Consider the following 18834-nt stretch of genomic DNA (forward strand, 5'->3'; position numbering starts at 1 on the left):
TGACCTGCCACGTCGGCTGACGCCGACCGCGCCTGGAGACTCGCATGTCCACCCACGACTTCGTCGCCATCGGGCTCGGCCCGTACAACCTGGGTCTGGCCTGCCTCACCGCGCCGATCGACGACCTGGACGGGGTGTTCCTGGAGGCCCGTCCCAGCCTGGCCTGGCACCCCGGCATGCTGCTGGAGTCGGCCCGGTTGCAGACCCCGTTCATCGCCGACCTGGTCAGCCTCGCCGACCCGACGTCGCCGTACTCCTTCCTCAACTACCTCAAGGAGATCGGCCGGCTCTACCCGTTCTACATCCGGGAGAGCTTCTACCCGCTGCGCAGCGAGTACGACGCGTACTGCCGGTGGGCGGCGGCGAAGCTGCCGAACCTGCGCTTCGGACAGACCGTGACCACAGTGGAGTTCGATTCCGCCGACGAGCGGTACGTGGTGCGGGCCAGCACCGGCGCGGGGGAGACCGTGGAGTACCGGGCCCGGCACCTGGTGCTCGGCACCGGCACCCCGCCGTACCTGCCCGATGCCGTGGCCGCGCTGCCCGGGGACGCCGTGCACAACTCCCGCTACCTGGAGCACCGGGCGGCGTTGCGCACCAAGCGCAGCATCACGGTGGTGGGCAGTGGGCAGAGTGCCGCCGAGATCTACCACGACCTCCTCGGCGACATCGACCGGTACGGCTACCAGCTCAACTGGGTGACCCGTTCACCGCGGTTCTTCCCGCTCGAATACACGAAGCTGACGCTGGAGATGACCTCACCGGACTACGTGGACTACTTCCACGCGCTGCCCGAGGCGACCCGCTACCGGCTGGAGACCGAGCAGAAGGGGCTGTTCAAGGGGATCAACTCGGACCTCATCAACGACATCTTCGACCTGCTGTACGCTCACAGCGTCGACGGGCCGGTGAACACCCGCCTGCTCACCAACACCGAGCTGGTCGGCGCCGACCACCAGGACGGGACGTACACCCTGGGGTTGCGTCAGGTGGAGCAGGAGCGCGACTTCACGCTGCGGACCGAGGGGCTCGTCTTCGCCACCGGCTACCACTACCGGGTGCCGGAGTTCCTCGACCCGGTGCGCGAGCGGATCCGCTGGGACGCGCACGGCCGCTTCGACGTGGCCCGCAACTACAGCATCGACCACAGCGGGCGGGGCGTCTTCCTGCAGAACGCGGGCACCCACACGCACAGCATCACGTCGCCGGACCTGGGCATGGGCCCCTACCGCAACTCCTGGATCATCCGGGAGCTGCTCGGCCGGGAGCACTACCCGATCGAGAAGAGCATCACGTTCCAGGAGTTCGGGGTGCCGTCGTGACAGTCGTCGTCGCCCGCGTGGACGACCGGCTCGGCGAGTTCGCCCTCCGTACGCTCGATCCGGACGCCGACGCCGCGTTGCTGCACCAGTGGGTGACCCACCCGAAGGCGGCGTTCTGGCTGATGCAGGACGCCGACCTGACCCGGGTGGCAGAGGAGTACCAGCGGATCGCCGCGCACCCGCACCACGACGCGTACCTCGGGCTCTGGCGGGGGAGTCCCGCCTTCCTCGCCGAGCGCTACGACCCGGCCCACGTCGAGCTGGTCGGCCTCTACGACCACCAACCCGGTGACGTGGGCATGCACTTCCTCTGCGCGCCCGTCGGCACACCTGTGCACGGCTTCACCCGGGCGGTGCTGACCACCGTCATGGCGTGGCTCTTCGCCGACCCGACGACCCGGCGGGTGGTGGTCGAACCGGACGTCCGCAACACCGCCGTACACGCGTTGAACGCCGCCGTCGGCTTCGAGGTCGTCGGGCCGATCGCCAAGCCGGAGAAGGACGCCCTGCTCAGCGTCTGCACCCGCGCCCAGTTCGAAGCTGCGGTCAACAGCACTGCCGTCGACAGTGCTGCCACCACCCGAATCGAAGGAGCCCCGGCGTGACCGCCACCGCCGTCCCCACCCCGACGTCCGCCACCACCGGGCACGCCGCCGGCAGTCCGGTCGGCCACCTCACCCCGGAGCGCTGGGCCCGGGCCAACCGGCTGCTGGTCCGCAAGGCGCTCGCCGAGTTCACCCACGAACGCCTGCTCACCCCGGAGCCCGTGCCGGGCACCGACGACCGCCAGTGGTACGAGGTCAGCAGCGACGACGGCACCGTCACCTACCGGTTCGCCGCGCGGGTGCTCGCCCTGGAGCACTGGCAGATCGACGCGGACAGCATCACCCGGCACCGCGACGGCAAGCCGACGCCACCCGACGCGGTGGACCTCGTCATCGAGCTTCGCGACACCCTCGGGCTCTCCGCGCGGGTGCTCCCGGTCTACCTGGAGGAGATCACCTCGACGCTGGCCGGCACCGCGTACAAGCTGGCCCAGGCCGCGCCGAGCGCCGCCGAGCTGGCCGAGGCCGACTTCCAGACCATCGAGACGTCGATGACCGAGGGCCACCCGTGTTTCGTGGCCAACAACGGCCGCCTCGGCTTTGGCGTCGACGAGTACCACAGCTACGCCCCGGAGGTCGCCGCACCGATCCGGCTCGAGTGGCTGGCCGCGCACCGGGACCACTCGACGTTCAGCAGTGCCGCCGACCTCGACTACGACAGGCTCATCGAGGGCGAGCTGGACGCGGAGACCCGGGCCCGGTTCGCCGCCACGATGATCGATCTCGGGCTGGACCTGGCCGACTACCACCTGATCCCCGCGCACCCGTGGCAGTGGTGGAACAAGCTGGCGGTCACCTTCGCCGGGGAGCTGGCCGAGCGTCGGCTGGTGCACCTCGGCCCCGGCCCGGACGTGTACCTGGCCCAGCAGTCCATCCGCACGTTCTTCAACGTCAGCGAGCCGAGCCGGCACTACGTGAAGACCGCGCTGTCGGTGCTGAACATGGGCTTCATGCGAGGGTTGTCGGCCGCGTACATGGCGGCGACCCCGGCGATCAACGACTGGCTGGCCGACCTGATCGCGGGCGACGAGGTGCTGACCGGCACCGGCCTGACCGTGATCCGGGAGCGGGCCGCTGTGGGTTACCGGCACCGGCAGTACGAGGCGGCCACCGACCGCACCTCCCCGTACCGCAAGATGTTGGCCGCCCTGTGGCGGGAGAGCCCGGTGCCCGACCTGGCGCCGGGGCGTCGACTGTCCACCATGGCCGCGCTGCTGCACGTGGACAGCGACGGCGGGTCGCTGGCGGCGGCACTGATCGCCCGGTCCGGGTCGACGCCCGAGGTGTGGTTGCGCCGTTACCTGGACGCCTACCTCACCCCGTTGCTGCACAGCTTCTACGCCCACGACCTGGCGTTCATGCCGCACGGCGAGAACGTCATCCTCGTCCTCGACGAGAACGACACCGTCGAGCGGGTGATCTTCAAGGACATCGCCGAGGAGATCGCGGTGATGAGCGCCGACGTCGAGCTGCCGGAGGCGGTCGAGCGGATCCGGGTCGACGTGCCCGACGACACCAAGCTGCTGACCATCTTCACCGACGTGGTGGACTGCTTCCTGCGCCACCTCAACGCGGTTCTGGCCGAGGCCGGCGTGATCGGCGAGGACGACCTCTGGCGTACGGTCGCGGCCTGCGCCGCCGACTACTTCGACCGGGTGCCGCACCTGGCCGATCGGGTCCGCCACTACGACCTGTTCGCACCGGAGTTCACGCTCTCCTGCCTCAACCGGCTGCAGTTGCGCAACAACCAGCAGATGATCGACCTGGCCGACCCGTCGGCGGCTCTCCAGTTCGTCGGCACCCTCACCAACCCCCTCGCCGCCCACGCCCCGGCCCGGTGACCGTGCTCGGGTCTGGTCAGGGGGCGTGCCAACGGGTGCAATGGGGCTTATGGGATTGCTGAGTACCGTGAGCCTGTTCGCCGCCACAGTGACCACCGGCCTGACCGCCGGGCTGTTCGCCGCCTTCGCGTACGCGGTCATGCCAGGGCTGGGTCGTGCCGACGACCGGACGTTGGTGCTCGCCATGCAACGGATCAACGAGTCGATCCTGAACGGCTGGTTCGCGGTCTGCTTCGGTGGCGCGTTGCTGTTCACGCTGCTGGCGGCGGCGCTGCATCTGGGCGCCGACCGCCGGGCGGCGCTGCCGTGGATCGTCGCCGGGCTGCTGGCCTACCTGGTGGTGCTCGGTGTCACCGCGGTGGTCAACGTGCCGCTCAACAACGTGCTGGCTCGCGCCGGCGACGTCGACCAGGTCACCGACCTCGCGGCAGTGCGGGAGCGCTTCGAGACCACCTGGGTACGCGGCAACGTCGTCCGGGCCGTCGCGTCGACCGGCGCGTTCGGGCTGCTGGCCTGGGCCCTGGTGGTGGCGGGACGGCACTCCGGCTGAGCCGTTCGCGGCTCAGTCGGTCGTCTCCGCCGCTCCGGCCTGCCGGAACGCGCGGGCCAACCGGGCCAGGTCGTGACCGTCGAAGTGCTGGAGGAACCGGCGGCGTACGGCGGCCAGGTGGCTGGGCCAGGACTCTTCCAGGCGGGCGAAGCCCGCGTCGGTGAGGACGGCGTTCCAGCCCCGGGCGTCCTCCTCGCAGCGTTCCCGCTTGACCAGGCCCTGGGTCTCCAACCGGATGATCGTCCGGGTCATGCCGCTGAGCGAGAGGTAGCAGAGGGCGGCGAGTTCGTGCATGCGCAGCCGCCGTTCCGGTGCCTCGGACAGGTTCATCAGGGCGGTGTACTCGGTGAGTGGTAGCTGACGGTCACCGACCATGTCCGCGTCGATCGTGCGGGGCAGCACGTACATCACCTGGCCCAGGGCACGGACCAAGGCCTCTTCATCAGGGGTGAGGGGTTGCGGAGTCTCTGCGGAGGGGTTGGACATCCTCATATCATACTTGTTTGACTGAGCAAATGGTTACCCTCCGTGTGACAACGACCATAGACGAGATATTTGCTTGACCAATCAAGCACCGGTTAGCGTTCTCGCCGTCAGGTAAGGACCCTCTGAAAGGCGCCACACATGACCAGGATCGGGATCATCCTCGGAAGCACCCGCCCGGGGCGTAACGGGGAAGCCGTCGCCCGCTGGGTGCTCGAGATCGCCAAGCAGCGCACCGACGCGGAGTACGAGCTGATCGACCTGCTCGACTACCAGCTGCCGCACCTCGACGAGGCGTACCCGCCCTCGATGGGCCAGTACTCCCAGCCGCACACCAAGCGGTGGGCCGAGACGATCGCCTCGTACGACGGCTTCGTCATCGTCACCCCCGAGTACAACCACTCCACCTCGGGTGCCCTGAAGAACGCCATCGACTTCCTGTACGCCGAGTGGAACAACAAGGCCGTCGGCTTCGTCAGCTACGGCTCGGTCGGCGGCGCGCGCGCCGTGGAGCACCTGCGGCTGATCTCCGGTGAGCTGCAGATGGCGGACGTGCGCTCGCAGGTCGCGCTGTCGCTCTTCACCGACTTCGAGAACTTCAGCACGTTCAAGCCCGGCCCGTTCCAGCAGGACGCGCTGACCACCACGCTCGACCAGGTGGTCGCCTGGAGCGGCGCGCTCGCTCCGCTGCGTAAGGCCTGAGCGTTCCGCTCCTCGGAAACGGCCGCGGGACCATCCCGCGGCCGTTTCCCTGCGTCCTGCGGTCGTGCCACCATCCAATGCGATGAGTACACCGACCGTTGGCCCTCCTGCTAGGGCTCCGCTGTGGCGGGACCGCACCTTCGGCACGTACTGGGTCGCGCAGTCGCTCTCGGCGGCCGGCGACTCGTTCGCCTATCTCGCGGTGCCGCTGCTGGTGCTCCAGGCGACCGGGTCGGTGGCGCAGATGGGCCTCCTCACCGCCGTCGCGGGTGCGGCGTCCGTCGCCGCCGGGGTCTTCGGCGGGGTGCTGGTCGACAGGTACGACCGCCGCACGCTGATGATCGTGGCGGACCTGATGCGGCTGGTGCTCTACGGTCTGGTGCCGTTGGTGTGGCTCGCCGGCCCGCAGGTGTGGCTGCTCTTCGTCGTGCTGCCGATCTGCGAGGCGGCCGGCATGGTGTTCCAGGTCGCGGCGGTGACCGCCGTCCGCAACCTCGTCGACCGGGATCGGATCACCGAGGCCAACGGCCGGTTGCAGGCGACGTACGCGTCGGCCGCCGTCCTCGGGCCGCTGCTCGCCGGTGTGGTGGCGGCCCGCTTCGGCCCGGCGACCGCCATCGCCGTCAACGCGGCGAGCTTCGCGCTCTCCGCGGCCGGACTGTGGCTGATCCGTCTGCGACCCGCGCCTGTCGACGCCGCCCCGGTGGCCCGGGAACGCCCGTTGGCCGAGTTCCTCGCCGGGGCGCGGTTCCTGTGGGGACAGCCCGTCCTGCGCGCGCTGACCGTCCTGTTGTCGGTCTTCATCTTCCTGACCTACGGCTTCGTCGACGTGCTGATCTACCACGTCACCCGCGACCTGGGCGGCTCCGAGGGCACCGTCGGCACGGTCCTCGGTCTGGCGGCGCTGGGCACGGTCGCCGGTGCGCTGCTGGTGGCCCCGCTGCGCCGGCGACGCGGATTCGGCGCGACCTGGATCGGCGCGCACGCCGTCTGCGGTTTCGCGGTGGCGGGCGTCGGCATCGCGACGAGCGTGCCGGCGGTCACCGCGCTGACAGCGGTGTACCTGTGCTGCCTCAGCATCGGCGGGATCTGTTCGATGTCGCTGCGCCAGGAGATCACCCCCGACCACCTGCTCGGCCGGGTGACGTCGGCGTTCTGGAGCACGCACTACGCCCTCGGTCCGGCCGGCGCTGTCGTGCTGACCTGGGCCGCCGCCCGGTTCGGGGTCGCGGCCGTCACGCTAGCGGCCGGCACGGGATGCCTGCTGGTAGCTGTCGCCGGCCTCTTCAGTCCGGTCCGCCGCGCCGGCGCGGAACCGGCTGCGGCGCCGCCTGACGTCCGTGTGTCCTCGGCCAGCGGCACTGTCGGCGGTTGAGGTCCTGTCGACCTGATGTCACAGACGAGTCACACAGCTGAGGTGACTCGCCTGGCCGGCAGCGATTCGGTTGTCCTGAGGCGACTCGGTCGACGCGGCGAGGATCGATTCGTTTGTGACATCAGCTCCAAAGGTGCCGACCAGCGCAATGCAGTCCTGAGCTGAGCGCTCCGGTCAGAACTCCTGGTACATGACGTGCAGGCCGACCCGGCCGAGGGTGGGGTGACGGAACGCGCCCGGCACCGTGCCGATCACCGCGAAGCCTTCCCGCCGGTACAGCTCCACCGCCGAGCGGTTGCTCTCCGCGACGGCGTTGAACTGCATGCCCGCGTACCCCTGCTCGCGGGCCCAGGTCAGGGCGTCGCGGCACAGCGCGGTGCCGACGCCCCGGCCACGGGCGTCGGCGGCGACCATGAAGCTCGCCGTGGAGACGTGCGCGCCCGGTCCCGGTTTGTTGGTGCCCATCTTCGCGGTGCCGAGCACCCGCCCGCCGTCCACCGCGACGACCGTCCGGCCCGGTGCCATTTCGACCCACATGCCGTACGACTGCTCGGCGGTCATCGCCGGGTCGTAGGTGAAGGTCTCCTGAGCCCCGATCACCTCCTGGATGATCGGCCACACCTGCGACCAGTCCTGGTCGACGAACTCCCGAATCAGCACCGGGGGAGGCTAAGCCCGCAATGAGCCGCGGACAATCGGTTATCCCCGGGTGCATCCGAGCGGCGTTCCCGGTGCGAAGCATGGGTCGTGACGAGACGTCACGGATCCGTCGCTTCGACGAAAGGCCCGCTGATGAAGATCGCACGATTCGCCGCCAGGGTGGCGGTGGGCACCATGGCCACCGCGCTGGCCACCACGGCCATCGCCGTGCCGGCCGCGCAGGCGACCGGCAAGACCAAGCCGCTCGGCACGACCTCGCTCGCCGAGGTGCTCACGAAGGACACCAGCGGCTTCGACCGCAACTCGCGGGACTTCGACGTGCTGACCGCGGCCGTGCTGGCCGTACTGGAGGCCAAGCCGAACTCACCGGTCAAGGTGCTCACCGACGGCACTGTCGCGCTGACCGCGTTCATCCCCACCGACGCGGCCTTCCAGCAGTTGGTACGCGAGATCACGGAGGCGAGGAAGCTGCCGAGCGAGAGCGCGGCGTTCACCGCCGTCGCCGGGCTGGGCATCGACACCGTCGAGTCGGTGCTGCTCTACCACGTGGTGCCCGGTGCCACCATCGATCGCAAGACGGCGGTCCGGGCCGACGGCACTGACCTGAGCACCGCGCTCGGGTCCACCGTCGAGGTCGACGTGCGCACCTACCTGCACGTCTTCCGCCAGGTGCGGCTCGTCGACGCCGACACCGACGACCGGAACGCCCGCGTCGTCACCTTCGACGTCAACAAGGGCAACCGGCAGATCGCGCACACCGTCGACCGGGTGCTGCGCCCGATCGACCTGCCCTGACCGGGGGCGGGTGGCGTCCGACCACGCGTCGGGCGTCACCCGCGCCGGCCGTCAGTCGGAGGCGAGCGCGGTGATCTCTCCGTCGAGCAGCTCCGCCAGTCGGGCGTGCCGCCAGGGGTGGGTGTGAACGGTCATGCCGCGGCTGGGCATCTCCACTGTCATCAGCAGGTAGAGGTGCAACCGGTACAGACCCAGGCGGCTCCGCGCCGAGGCGTCCAGCAGCAGCGGCTCGGCGGCGGCGGCCCGGTAGCCGCGCAGCAACGGGTGCTCCGGCTCGTCCTCGACGCGCCGGAAGAGCAGCGGCGAGACCAGGTCCAGCAACGGATCGCCGTAGAGGAACCGCTCGCCGTCCACCAGGCCACGCAGCCGCAGCCGGCCGTCCGCGTCGGGCGCGGCCAGGACGTTGCCGTCCCAGCAGTCGAAGTGCAGCAGCGCCGGGCGACGCACCTCGTCCAGCACGTCGGCGTGCCGCTCTACAAGCGCGTGCAGGCGCTCGGGCGGGAAAGGCAGCCGGACGTTCCAGTCGGACGCGTCGGCGAGCAGCGCGTCCAGCATCGCCGTGAACGCGGCCCGCCAGGTCGACCCGGAAGGCCGGTCGCCGTCGTAGCCGAACCGGTCGCCGGTGACCCGGTGCAACGCGGCGAGGGCCGCCCCGAGGTCGTGGCGCGCCGGGCCGTCGTCGATCGCGGCGCCGTCCTCGGCCAGGTCGGACAGCGATCGGCCGGGCAGCATCGTGGTGACCAACCACTCGCCGTACGCCGGGTCGGAGCCGTGGTGCAGCACGACGGGCGTCGGCACCTGCGGGGCACGCTCGGCGACGAGCCGGAAGTAGTCGGCCTCGGCCACGCAGAGCCCACGCTCGTAGCGCAGCAGCGGCGTCCCGGCCGGTGGCGCCAGCTTCAGCACCACCCGGCGGTCGTCGTCGAGCAACGCCCACCAGACCGTCGCGTATCCACCTCCGGTCAGCGGGCCGGTGTCCCGCACCCGGGCGTGTGGCCCGAACGACGCGCCGACCAGATGCCGCACGTCGGCACTGGTGATGCGCCGTTGGGTCGGGCTGACCACGGTCACGTCGTCGCGTCTCCTCGCCGCGGGTGCGGCGTCGAGCCGGCGGTGGCACGGACGGAGGGCGGGACGGGCCCGGCGGTGTCACGGCGGACCAGCTCGGCGGGGAGCACCTCGACCCGAGGCGTCGGCGCCCCGACGCCGAGCACCAGGGACATCGCGCGCGCCCCCATGTCGACGAGGGGCAGTCGCACTGTGGTCAGCGCCGGCGTCACGTCCCGGGCGATCGGCATGTCGTCGAAGCCCACCACCGAGGTCTGCTGCGGCACGGCCAGCCCTCGCGCTCGCAGGGTGGCGAGCGCGCCGATGGCCATCGAGTCGTTGAGCGCCACGATCGCGGTCAGCTCCGGGTCGGCGTCGAGGAGTCGGGCGGTCGCCTCCGCGCCCCCGTCGCGGTCGAACTCCGCGTACCGGATGCGCCGGTCCGGCAGCTCGCGGCCCTGCTCGGTGAGGGCCTGGCGGAGACCGGCCAGCCGGTCGGTCGTGGTGGTGAGGATCCGTGGGCCGGCGACGACGCCGATCGCCCGGTGCCCCAGCCCGCACAGCTCCCGACCCGCCAGGTAGCCGCCGGTCCGGTTGTCCGGCATGACCGCGTCGCCGGAGTGCTCGTGCCGGCCGATCACCGCGACCCGCCCGCCGGTGGCCTCGTACGCGGCGAGCTTCTCGTTGAGCTGCCGGGTGAACGCCTCGTCGTGGTAGCCGGAGCCGGCCAGGATCAACGCCGCCACCTGGTGGCCGCGCAGCAGCTCCACGTACTCCAACTCACGGTCCGGGTCCCGGTAGCTGTTGCAGATCATCAGCAGTCGGCCCTGGTCGGTGGCGACACGTTGCAGCCCACGGGTGATCTCGGCGAAGTACGGGTCGGAGACGTCGTGCACGATCACGCCCACCGCGCTGCGGTGCGAGCGGGCCAGCAACTGGGCGTGCGCGTTCGGCACGTACTGCAACTCGGCGACGGCGGCGAGCACCCGCTCGCGCAGCTCGTCGGTGACCGGTTTGCTGCTGCCGTTGATGACACGGGAGGCGGTGGCGGGTGAGACGCCCGCGCGGCGCGCCACATCGGACAGGGTCGCCATGGCCCGCCCCCTCGATCTGTTGACGGCGTTTCGTCGTGCCGGCTAGCGTCACGGTACCGCAGAGAAAGCCCTTTCCCGCAGGGAGGCCCGGCCGTGTCCGACAGCTTCGCGGTACTCCAACTCGACGACCTTCCGGCCCGGCGCTGCTCGTGTGGGACCACCCGCCGAGGCTTCATCGCCGAGAGCGACGGCCAGGCCAGCGTGCACCTGCTCCAGGTGCAGGACGCGGTCACCCACCACCACCGGGTCGCCACCGAGTACTACATCGTGCTCGCCGGTGAGGGCGAGGTCGAGTTGGACGGCGTCCGCCATCCGGCTCGACCGATGTCCGCGTTCCTGATCAAGCCGGGTTGCCGGCACCGGGCCATCGGCGACCTGACCGTGCTGCTGGTGTCGCTGCCGGCGGCGGACGACACCGACGAGTACTTCGATGACTGACCGGTCGGCCCCGCTGCCCGGTGGGATCGGGGTTTCCCGGCTGCGCGTCTACGACACGCTCGCCCCGGACGGGCTGGTCGGCGGCACCCCGCACGTGCACCTGTGCTGCACCGAGGGGTACGTGGTGACCGACGGCGAGGGCGCGGTGCAGACCCTGACCGCCGCCGGCTTCCGGGAGACGCCGCTGCGGCCGGGCGCTGTGGTCTGGTTCGAGCCCGGCACCGTGCACCGCCTGGTCAACGGGGGAGGGTTGACCATCGTGGTGCTCATGCAGAACAGCGGGTTGCCCGAGGCCGGTGACGCGGTCCTGACCTTCCCGCCCGACGTGCTGGCCGATCCGGCCGCGTACGCCGCCGCGGCGGCACTTCCCGACGGGGGAGCGCCGGGCGCGGACGTGTGGGCCGCGTACCGCCGACGTGATCTGGCGGTGACCGGGTTCCAGGCGTTGCGGTCCGGCGGGCCGATGGCGTTGGCCGCCTTCCACGCCGCGGCGGTCGCGCTGCGCGAGCCGCTGCTGGCGCGGTGGCGGCAGCGCTGGGAGTCCGGCGCGGGTCGGGCCGCCGCCGACACCGGCGCCCACCTCGACGCTCTGGAGCGGGGGGACCCCCGGCACCTGGGCGAGGCCGGCGTGTACGCGGTGGACGAGCCGGTCGAGCGGGGTCGGCTGGGCATGTGCGGCCTGCTCGACACCTACCCGGCGGCCGGCTGACGGCGTCGGACGAATACATCGAGGAAAGGCCTTGCCCGGCATCGCAGGGGCAGCCTACGCTCCCAGGAAAGCGTTTGCCTGATCCGCCGATCGGCCCGGATGTCGGTGCCGTGCCGGGCGCCCGAGGAGGTTTCGCGTGACCGAGAACTCTTTGGACACCGCAGGTCGCCGCGCCGACGCCGAGGCGGTGGACAGCGAGCGGGCGGCCCCGACCACAGTCGACAGACCGGCATCGTCCGGTGCGCCGACCGGCGGTGGCCGTCCACCACGACCGACGCTCGGTCGCCGGGCGGCGGCCTTCGCCGACTCGCTCTGGCGTCCGGCGCTGGTCCTCGCGGTCCTGTTCGCCGCTTGGTGGTTCGTGGCCGCCCAGGAATACGTCCCGAACTACCTGGTGCCCACACCCGGCCAGGTCTGGGAGACGATGACCGACCAGTGGTCGGAACTAGCCCGACACACACTGGTCACCCTGTACGAGACGGTCCTCGGCTTCGTGCTGGCCGCCGCGTTGGGCCTCGCGACCGCTGTCGCCATCGCGTACTCCCGCACCCTGGACAAGGCGCTCTACCCGATCGTCCTGTTCGCACAGGTCATCCCGAAGATCGCCATCGCGCCCCTACTGGTGGTCTGGTTTGGCCTCGGCCTCACCCCGAAGATCATCCTGGCGGTGCTCATCGCGTTCTTCCCGGTGGTCATCTCCGGTGTGGCCGGCCTGCGCTCCACCGACCCTGAGCTGCTCGACCTGGCCGCCACGATGGGTGCCGGGCCGTGGCGCACCTTCCGCAAGATCCGCTTCCCGAACGCGTTGCCGCACCTCATGGCCGGTCTCAAGGTGGCGGTCACCCTCGCGGTGGTCGGTGCCGTGGTCGGCGAGTTCGTCGGCGCCAGCGAAGGGCTCGGCTACGTCCTGTTGCTGGCCAACGGCAACCTCGACGCCCCGCTGCTGTTCGCCGACCTGATCCTGATGTCCGCCATCGGCATCGTCCTGTTCGTCCTGGTCGAGATCGCCGAGGCACTGCTCATCCCGTGGCACGCCAGTCGCCGGGCCGGCGTGTCCCTGACCACCTCCTGACCGACCCCATCACGGAGGCACCGATGAAACGCACCGCCACCACCATCCTGGTCACCGCCGCCCTCCTGTTCGCCGCCACCGGCTGCGGTGGGGACGACTCCGCCGGCAAGACCGGCGCGGACGGCAAGAAGCAGGTCACCCTGACCCTGAACTGGGTGCCCTACGGCGAGCACGCGCCGTTCTACTACGGCCTGCAGAACGGCTACTACTCGGCCGAGGGCATCGACCTGAAGATCCTGCCGGGCAACGGCTCGGGCAACACGGTCAAGCAGGTCGCCCAGAAGCAGACCGACTTCGGCTGGGCCGACAGCCCGGTGCTGCTCAAGTCGGTGGCCACCGGGATGCCGGTGCGCAGCCTCGGCGCGTACCTGGAGAAGGGCCCCTCCTCGGTGGAGTTCTTCTCCGAGAAGAACATCAAGACCCCGGCGGATCTCAAGGGCAAGACCGTCGGGGGCACCCCCGGCGACGCCCTCTACGCGACCTTCCCGGCCTGGCTGGAGAAGAACGGCCTCAAGCAGAACGACGTCAAGGTCGTCAACGTCGACGCCGCCGGCAAGATCGCCGCCCTGGCCGAGGGCAAGGTCGACGCCATCATGGGCTTCTTCCACGACCAGGCGCCCACCATCGAGAGCAAGACCGGTAAGAAGGTCGACGTCCTGCTCTTCGCCGACTACGGGATGAACCTGCTCGGCACCGGCCTGATCGCCAACACCCAGACCCTGCAGAAGGACCCGGAGTTGGCCCGCAAGTTCGTCAAGGCCACCCAGAAGTCCTGGGCCGACGCCGCCCGCGACCCGGCCGGCGCGGTGACCGCGATGGCCGCGCTCGCCGAGAACGAGCCGGCACCCGAGGTGCTCACCAAGCAACTCACCCTCGTGCTGCCGCTGCTCGGCGGCGAAGGACCGCCCGGGGTGAACACCGAGGCCCAGTGGACCGAGACCATCGACCTGATGTCCCGCTACGCGGAGCTGAAGGACCCGGGCGCGCCCAACGCGTACTGGGACTCCTCGTACGCGAAGCAGGGGTGACCCGGTGACCGCCGCGCCGGCAGCCACCGGCACCGCCATCGGGATGTCCGGGGTGACCGTACGGTTCACCTCCCGGCGGTCCCAGACCACCGCCCTGGACGACGTGTCGCTGGACATCGAGCCCGGCGAGTTCGTCACGATCGTCGGCCCGTCCGGCTGCGGCAAGTCCACTCTCCTGAAGATCGTCGCCGGGTTGGTCACGCCGACCAGCGGTGCGGTGTCGCTGTTGGAGCGTCCGGTCCGTGGCCCGCAGAAGGAGATCGGCTTCGTCTTCCAGAAGGCGGCGCTGCTGGAGTGGCGCGGTGCCCGGGCCAACATCCTGCTCCAGGCCGAGATGCGCGGCATGGACCGGGCCCAGGCGTCCCGTCGGGCCGACGAGCTGATCGAGATGACCGGCCTGACCGGCTTCGAGAAGGCACTGCCACACGAGTTGTCCGGCGGCATGCAGCAGCGGGTGGCGCTCTGCCGCGCGCTGCTGCACTCCCCGCCGGTGCTGCTCATGGACGAGCCGTTCGGCGCGCTGGACGCGCTGACCCGGGAGCAGATGAACGCCGAACTGCACCGGATCTGGCGGGAGACCGGCACCACTGTCGTGCTGGTCACCCACTCCATCGCCGAGGCGGTCTTCCTCGGTACCCGGGTCGTGGTGATGAGCCCCCGGCCCGGCCGGATCATCCGCACCTTCCCGGTCGACCTGCCGGCGCACCGCGACTACGCGTCGGTGATGTCGGATCCCCGTTTCGACCGGCTCGCCACCGACCTGCGTGGGTTGCTCGGCAGCGCGGCCGCCAACCACTGAGCGCGGATCGGCACGACCAGCACGACGGAAGGAACACCATGACCCGCAGGTCGATCGGCATCATCGTCAACGGTGTGACCGGAAGGATGGGCTACCGCCAGCACCTCGTCCGGTCCTTGCTGGCCATCCGGGAGTCCGGCGGCGTGACGCTGGCCGACGGCACGACCGTCTGGCCGGAGCCGGTCCTGGTCGGGCGTAACGAGACGAAGCTCCGCGAGATCGCCGAGCGGCACGGGCTCACCGAATGGACCACGGACCTGACCGCCGCGCTCGCCCGCGACGACGTCCAGATCTACTTCGACGCGCAGGTCACCCAGCAGCGCGAGAAGGCGATCCGGCAGGCCATCGAGGCCGGCAAGCACATCTACACGGAGAAGCCCCTCGCCGAGGACACCGCTGCCGCGCTCGACCTGGCCCGGGCGGCGGACGCAGCCGGCGTACGCACCGGCGTCGTGCAGGACAAGCTCTTCCTACCGGGGCTGCGCAAGCTCAAGCGCCTCGTCGACGGCGGCTTCTTCGGCCGGATCCTCTCGGTGCGCGGCGAGTTCGGTTACTGGGTGTTCGAAGGTGACTGGCAGCCCGCCCAGCGGCCGTCGTGGAACTACCGGGCCGAGGACGGCGGCGGCATTGTGGTCGACATGTTCCCGCACTGGCACTACGTGCTGGAGGAGCTGTTCGGCCGGGTGCGGGCGGTGTCCTGCGTGACCGCCACCCACGTGCCCGAGCGCGTCGACGAGGCCGGTCAGGTGTATCCGGCCACCGCCGACGACGCCGCGTACGCCGTCTTCGAACTCGACGGCGGGATCATCGCGCAGATCAACTCGTCCTGGAACGTGCGGGTGTACCGCGACGAGCTGGTGGAGTTCCAGGTCGACGGCACCGAGGGCAGCGCGGTGGCCGGGCTGCGCAACTGCCGGGTGCAGCACCGGGCGGTCACCCCGAAGCCGGTGTGGAACCCGGACCTGCCGGCCACCGAGGACTTCCGCGCCCAGTGGGCCGAGGTGCCCGACAACGAGGAGTTCGACAACGGCTTCAAGGTGCAGTGGGAGGCGTACCTGCGGCACGTCGTCGCCGGTGAGCCGTTCCGCTGGGACTTCCTGGCCGGCGCGCGCGGCGTGCAACTCGCCGAGTTGGGGCTGCGCTCCGCTCGCGAGGGTGGTCGGGTCGAGGTGCCGGAGCTGCGCTCATGACGGCCGAGGTGGTGCCGCCGGTGACGGCCGAGGTGGCGCTGCCGGGTGGCCGGCGGCACCGGCTCACCGGGGGCGGCGGCTTCGCCCGCCCGGCCGCGCCGGCGACCAGCCGGATCGCGTACGCCGCCGCGCACGTGGTCGCCGACCCGACGGCGGAGAACGTGCCGGGTGCCCCGGCGGCCGTGGACTGGGACACCACCCTCGCCTTCCGGCGGCACCTCTGGTCGTACGGGCTCGGGGTCGCCGAGGCGATGGACACCGCGCAGCGGGGGATGGGGCTGGACTACAGGGCCACCCGGGAGTTGATCCGCCGCAGCGCCGCCGAGGCCCGCGCGGTGGGAGGCCGGATCGTCGCCGGGGTCGGCACGGACCAGCTGCCGGCCGGTCCGGCGACAGTGGCGGCGGTCACCGCCGCGTACCTCGAACAGCTCGCCGACGTCCGCGCGGCCGGCGCCCGCCCGGTGTTGATGTGCAGCCGGCATCTGGCCGCCGCGGCGCGCGGCCCGGAGGACTACCTCCGGGTGTACGACGAGCTGCTGAGCGCCGCCGACGAGCCGGTGGTGCTGCACTGGCTGGGCCCGATGTTCGACCCGGCGTTGAACGGCTACTGGGGTGCTGCCGACCTGGACCTGGCCGCCGACACGGTCGTCGAGCTGATCAAGGCGCATCAGTCGATTGTGGACGGCATCAAGGTGTCGCTGCTGGACGCCGACCGGGAGGTCGCGCTGCGCCGCCGGCTCCCCGCCGGGGTGCGCCTCTACACGGGTGACGACTTCCACTACCCGGAGCTGATCCGGGGCGACGAGGTGGGGCATTCCGACGCGCTGCTCGGGGTGTTCGCGGCCATCGCGCCCGCCGCCGCGGCCGCGTTCGCCGCGCTGGACCGGGGGGACCTGGCGGCGTACGACGAGATCTTCGCACCGACAGTGCCGCTGGCCCGGCACCTGTTCGCGGCCCCGACCTGGCACTACAAGACGGGTATCGTGTTCCTGGCCTGGCTGGCCGGGCACCAGGACCACTTCACCATGGTCGGCGGCGCGCAGTCCGGCCGGTCCCCGGCGCACCTGGCCACCCTGCTCACCCTCGCCGACGCGGCCGGGTTGTTGCCGGATGCCGACCTGGCGGCGGCCCGGGCGCGGGCGTTCTTCACGGTTGCCGGGGTGGCCCAATGAGCCTCGCGCGCTTCTCGTTCAACCAGGCCACCGCCCAGCGCTGGCCGCTGCCGGACGTGGTGGCTGGCTGCGTGGCGGCCGGAGTGCCGGGCATCGGGTTGTGGCGCGAGCCGGTCGCCGAGTACGGGTTGGCCCGGTCGGCGAAGCTGGTCCGCGACGCGGGTCTCACCGTCACTTCGCTGTGCCGGGGTGGTTTCTTCTCCGCCGACGACTGGCACGAGGAGAACTTGCGGGCCATCGAGGAGGCGGCCACAGTGGGTGCCCCGGAGCTGGTCCTGGTGTCCGGTGGGCTGCCGCCCGGCAGCCGGGACATCGACGGCGCCCGGCAGCGGGTCGCCGACGCGATCGGGGAGTTGGCCCCGCACGCCGAGGCCGCCGGGGTGCGGCTGGCGATCGAGCCGCTGCACCCGATGTTCGCCGCCGACCGCTGCGTGATCGCCACCCTGGGTCAGGCGCTCGACATCGCCGAGCGGTTCGACCCGTCGGTGGTCGGCGTGGTCGTGGACGCGTACCACGTCTGGTGGGACGACACGGTGTACGCGCAGATCGCGCGGGCCGGGGAGTGGATCGCGGCGTTCCAGGTCTGCGACTGGGTGACGCCACTGCCGGAGGGGGTGCTGCTCGGCCGGGCGCTGCCGGGCGACGGGTGCATCGAGTTGCGCCGGTTGCGCGAGGCGGTGGACGCGGCCGGTTACGTCGGCCCGATCGAGGTGGAGGTCTTCTCCGCCGAGGTGTGGGCGCGCCCGGGTGCCGAGGTGCTGGACGCGGCGGTGGCCGGTTACCTGCGCCACGTTGTCTGAGACTGCCGAACGGCGCTGGCCGGCGGCGGTCGGCGCGTGGCTGGGAATCGGCACCGCACCTGCCACGCTGGTGCTCGGCGCGGCGATGGCCGCCCGGCACGGCGGTGCGGTGCCGGTGGCGGGTCTGCTGGTCGGCGGGGCGCTGATGGCGGCACTGCTCTGGGGGCAGGGTCGGATCGGTCTGCGTCGGCCGCTCGGCGACGGCGGGACGCTGACCGCGGTGCTGCCCGCGTACCTGGGGAACACCTCGCGGTTGCTGCTGGCGGCGGTGCTGACCGTGTCGATGGTCGGTTGGAACGGGTTCAACGTCGGGCTCGGCGGTGCCTCGCTGGCCGCGTTGACCCACCTGCCGGGCTGGGCCGGGCCGGCCCTGTTGGAGGTGGCGGTCCTCGCCGTCTCCTGGGCGCCGGCCCGACTCGGCAACCGGATCGCGGTGGTCACCACGCTCAGCGCGGTGGTGCTGGTCGGCTGGTGCCTGGCCGTGCTGCCTCCGCCCGGCGCGCCCGTCCGGCTCGCCTTCGGTGGGTTCGCCGACGCCGCCGCGCTGATCGGCTACGCGGCGGTGTTCGCGTTGCGCGCACCCGACTTCAGCGTCGGCCTCGCCCGGCGGCGGGACCTGCTCTGGTGCGTGGGGCTGCTGATCGGGCCGGCGTTGCTCGGGGTGATCGCCGGTGCCGGCCTGTGGCTGCGCACCGGCGAGGCGGACGTGGTCACGCTGCTCGCCGCCGGATCGGGCCTGGCCGCGTACGCGAATCTGTTCGTCGCGGTGGCGGTCTTCGCCGCCGCGCTGACCACCACGTACTCCGGTTCGTTGGCGTTGCGCGGCCTGGCGCCCCGGGTGCCGGCGCGGGCGGCGATGCTCGCCGTCGCGGTGCTCGGTGGGCTGCTGGCGGTGGCGCGCTTCGACCGCCTGGTGCTGCCCTGGCTGACGCTGCTGGCCGCCGCGCTGCCGGTGCTGGTGGTGCCGATGGCGACCGAGGCCGCCGCCCGCCGCCGCGGTAGCGCGCCGCGGACCGTGCCGGCCTGGTGCTGGGTGCCACCCGCGCTGCTGGCGGTGGCCTGCACCCTCGCCGGCGTGGGTGTCGCCCCGCTGCTCGGGCTGGCTCTCGCCGGGGTGTGCACAGTGCTCTGGCGGCGGGCCGCTCGGTGATT

At 71.5% G+C, this 18834-nt stretch carries 20 protein-coding genes; 16 read left to right on the plus strand and 4 right to left on the minus strand.

The features are described from left to right. The first annotated feature begins 44 nt into the window (after positions 1–44). Genes FHU34_RS15590 through FHU34_RS15605 form a run of 4 tightly spaced genes read left to right on the plus strand, consistent with a single transcriptional unit; the run spans position 45 to position 4318 of the window. Entirely contained in the window at positions 45–1322 is a 1278-nt protein-coding gene (locus tag FHU34_RS15590) for a lysine N(6)-hydroxylase/L-ornithine N(5)-oxygenase family protein (RefSeq protein ID WP_145781085.1), read from the plus strand. Beyond that, positions 1319–1927 carry a GNAT family N-acetyltransferase gene (locus tag FHU34_RS15595; protein WP_145781087.1) on the plus strand — a complete coding sequence of 203 codons (609 nt, stop codon included), beginning with the start codon at positions 1319–1321 and terminating at the stop codon, positions 1925–1927. Before FHU34_RS15590 ends, FHU34_RS15595 begins: the two co-directional genes overlap by 4 nt. Next, positions 1924–3768 (plus strand): IucA/IucC family protein, encoded by a 1845-nt coding sequence (locus FHU34_RS15600; RefSeq protein WP_145781089.1) that lies wholly within the window; start codon positions 1924–1926, stop codon positions 3766–3768. Before FHU34_RS15595 ends, FHU34_RS15600 begins: the two co-directional genes overlap by 4 nt. Positions 3769–3817: 49 nt before the next feature. Further along, positions 3818–4318, plus strand: coding sequence for an anthrone oxygenase family protein (locus tag FHU34_RS15605; RefSeq protein ID WP_341874436.1), 501 nt, complete (start codon positions 3818–3820; stop codon positions 4316–4318). Positions 4319–4330: 12 nt separating this feature from the next. Here FHU34_RS15605 and FHU34_RS15610 read toward each other — a convergent pair whose 3' ends face one another. Further along, complete coding sequence (locus FHU34_RS15610; RefSeq protein WP_145781093.1) at positions 4331–4804, minus strand: MarR family winged helix-turn-helix transcriptional regulator; 474 nt, start codon at positions 4802–4804, stop codon at positions 4331–4333. A 138-nt stretch (positions 4805–4942) separates the two neighbouring features. On the opposite strand from FHU34_RS15610, the gene FHU34_RS15615 reads away from it, so the two are divergent. Together FHU34_RS15615 and FHU34_RS15620 are read left to right on the plus strand one after the other, a co-directional pair. Next, positions 4943–5503, plus strand: a complete 561-nt coding sequence (locus FHU34_RS15615; RefSeq protein ID WP_145781095.1) for an NADPH-dependent FMN reductase — start codon at positions 4943–4945, stop codon at positions 5501–5503. Positions 5504–5585: 82 nt separating this feature from the next. Further along, a complete protein-coding gene (locus FHU34_RS15620) occupies positions 5586–6878 on the plus strand; it encodes an MFS transporter (protein WP_145781097.1) in 1293 nt (430 codons plus the stop codon). A gap of 174 nt (positions 6879–7052) precedes the next feature. On the opposite strand, the gene FHU34_RS15625 is transcribed toward FHU34_RS15620, so the two are convergent. Then, positions 7053–7538, minus strand: a complete 486-nt coding sequence (locus FHU34_RS15625; protein WP_145781101.1) for a GNAT family N-acetyltransferase — start codon at positions 7536–7538, stop codon at positions 7053–7055. 132 nt (positions 7539–7670) lie between these two features. Here FHU34_RS15625 and FHU34_RS15630 point away from each other — a divergent pair, with 132 nt between their 5' ends. Beyond that, positions 7671–8333, plus strand: a complete 663-nt coding sequence (locus tag FHU34_RS15630; RefSeq protein ID WP_145781103.1) for a fasciclin domain-containing protein — start codon at positions 7671–7673, stop codon at positions 8331–8333. Between the two features lie 51 nt (positions 8334–8384). Here the strand turns inward: FHU34_RS15630 and FHU34_RS15635 are convergent, their stop codons facing one another. Both FHU34_RS15635 and FHU34_RS15640 read right to left on the minus strand, forming a co-directional pair. Continuing rightward, entirely contained in the window at positions 8385–9404 is a 1020-nt protein-coding gene (locus tag FHU34_RS15635) for a phosphotransferase family protein (protein ID WP_145781105.1), read from the minus strand. Continuing rightward, on the minus strand, positions 9401–10474 hold the full coding sequence (locus FHU34_RS15640; protein ID WP_145781108.1) for a LacI family DNA-binding transcriptional regulator: 1074 nt from the start codon (positions 10472–10474) through the stop codon (positions 9401–9403). The genes FHU34_RS15635 and FHU34_RS15640 overlap by 4 nt, the downstream gene beginning before the upstream one ends. A gap of 93 nt (positions 10475–10567) precedes the next feature. Between FHU34_RS15640 and FHU34_RS15645 the strand changes: the two genes are divergently transcribed. From FHU34_RS15645 to FHU34_RS15685, 9 genes are all read left to right on the plus strand, one after another. Then, entirely contained in the window at positions 10568–10912 is a 345-nt protein-coding gene (locus tag FHU34_RS15645; RefSeq protein ID WP_145781110.1) for a cupin domain-containing protein, read from the plus strand. Beyond that, positions 10905–11621 carry a cupin domain-containing protein gene (locus FHU34_RS15650; protein ID WP_145781112.1) on the plus strand — a complete coding sequence of 239 codons (717 nt, stop codon included), beginning with the start codon at positions 10905–10907 and terminating at the stop codon, positions 11619–11621. Before FHU34_RS15645 ends, FHU34_RS15650 begins: the two co-directional genes overlap by 8 nt. A gap of 136 nt (positions 11622–11757) precedes the next feature. Then, entirely contained in the window at positions 11758–12693 is a 936-nt protein-coding gene (locus FHU34_RS15655; protein WP_145781114.1) for an ABC transporter permease, read from the plus strand. Between the two features lie 23 nt (positions 12694–12716). Beyond that, complete coding sequence (locus FHU34_RS15660) at positions 12717–13721, plus strand: ABC transporter substrate-binding protein (RefSeq protein ID WP_145781116.1); 1005 nt, start codon at positions 12717–12719, stop codon at positions 13719–13721. Positions 13722–13764: 43 nt separating this feature from the next. Beyond that, positions 13765–14520 carry an ABC transporter ATP-binding protein gene (locus FHU34_RS15665; RefSeq protein ID WP_423437604.1) on the plus strand — a complete coding sequence of 252 codons (756 nt, stop codon included), beginning with the start codon at positions 13765–13767 and terminating at the stop codon, positions 14518–14520. Between the two features lie 38 nt (positions 14521–14558). Further along, on the plus strand, positions 14559–15710 hold the full coding sequence (locus tag FHU34_RS15670; RefSeq protein ID WP_145781120.1) for a Gfo/Idh/MocA family protein: 1152 nt from the start codon (positions 14559–14561) through the stop codon (positions 15708–15710). Next, positions 15707–16882 (plus strand): dihydrodipicolinate synthase family protein, encoded by a 1176-nt coding sequence (locus FHU34_RS15675; RefSeq protein WP_145781121.1) that lies wholly within the window; start codon positions 15707–15709, stop codon positions 16880–16882. The genes FHU34_RS15670 and FHU34_RS15675 overlap by 4 nt, the downstream gene beginning before the upstream one ends. Further along, on the plus strand, positions 16879–17682 hold the full coding sequence (locus FHU34_RS15680; protein WP_145781123.1) for a sugar phosphate isomerase/epimerase family protein: 804 nt from the start codon (positions 16879–16881) through the stop codon (positions 17680–17682). Before FHU34_RS15675 ends, FHU34_RS15680 begins: the two co-directional genes overlap by 4 nt. Further along, positions 17675–18832 carry an SLC5/6 family protein gene (locus FHU34_RS15685; RefSeq protein ID WP_145781126.1) on the plus strand — a complete coding sequence of 386 codons (1158 nt, stop codon included), beginning with the start codon at positions 17675–17677 and terminating at the stop codon, positions 18830–18832. The genes FHU34_RS15680 and FHU34_RS15685 overlap by 8 nt, the downstream gene beginning before the upstream one ends. The last annotated feature ends 2 nt before the right edge of the window (positions 18833–18834 follow it).

The sequence above is a fragment of the Micromonospora taraxaci genome (genome assembly GCF_007830095.1).
Lineage (GTDB): Bacteria > Actinomycetota > Actinomycetes > Mycobacteriales > Micromonosporaceae > Micromonospora > Micromonospora taraxaci.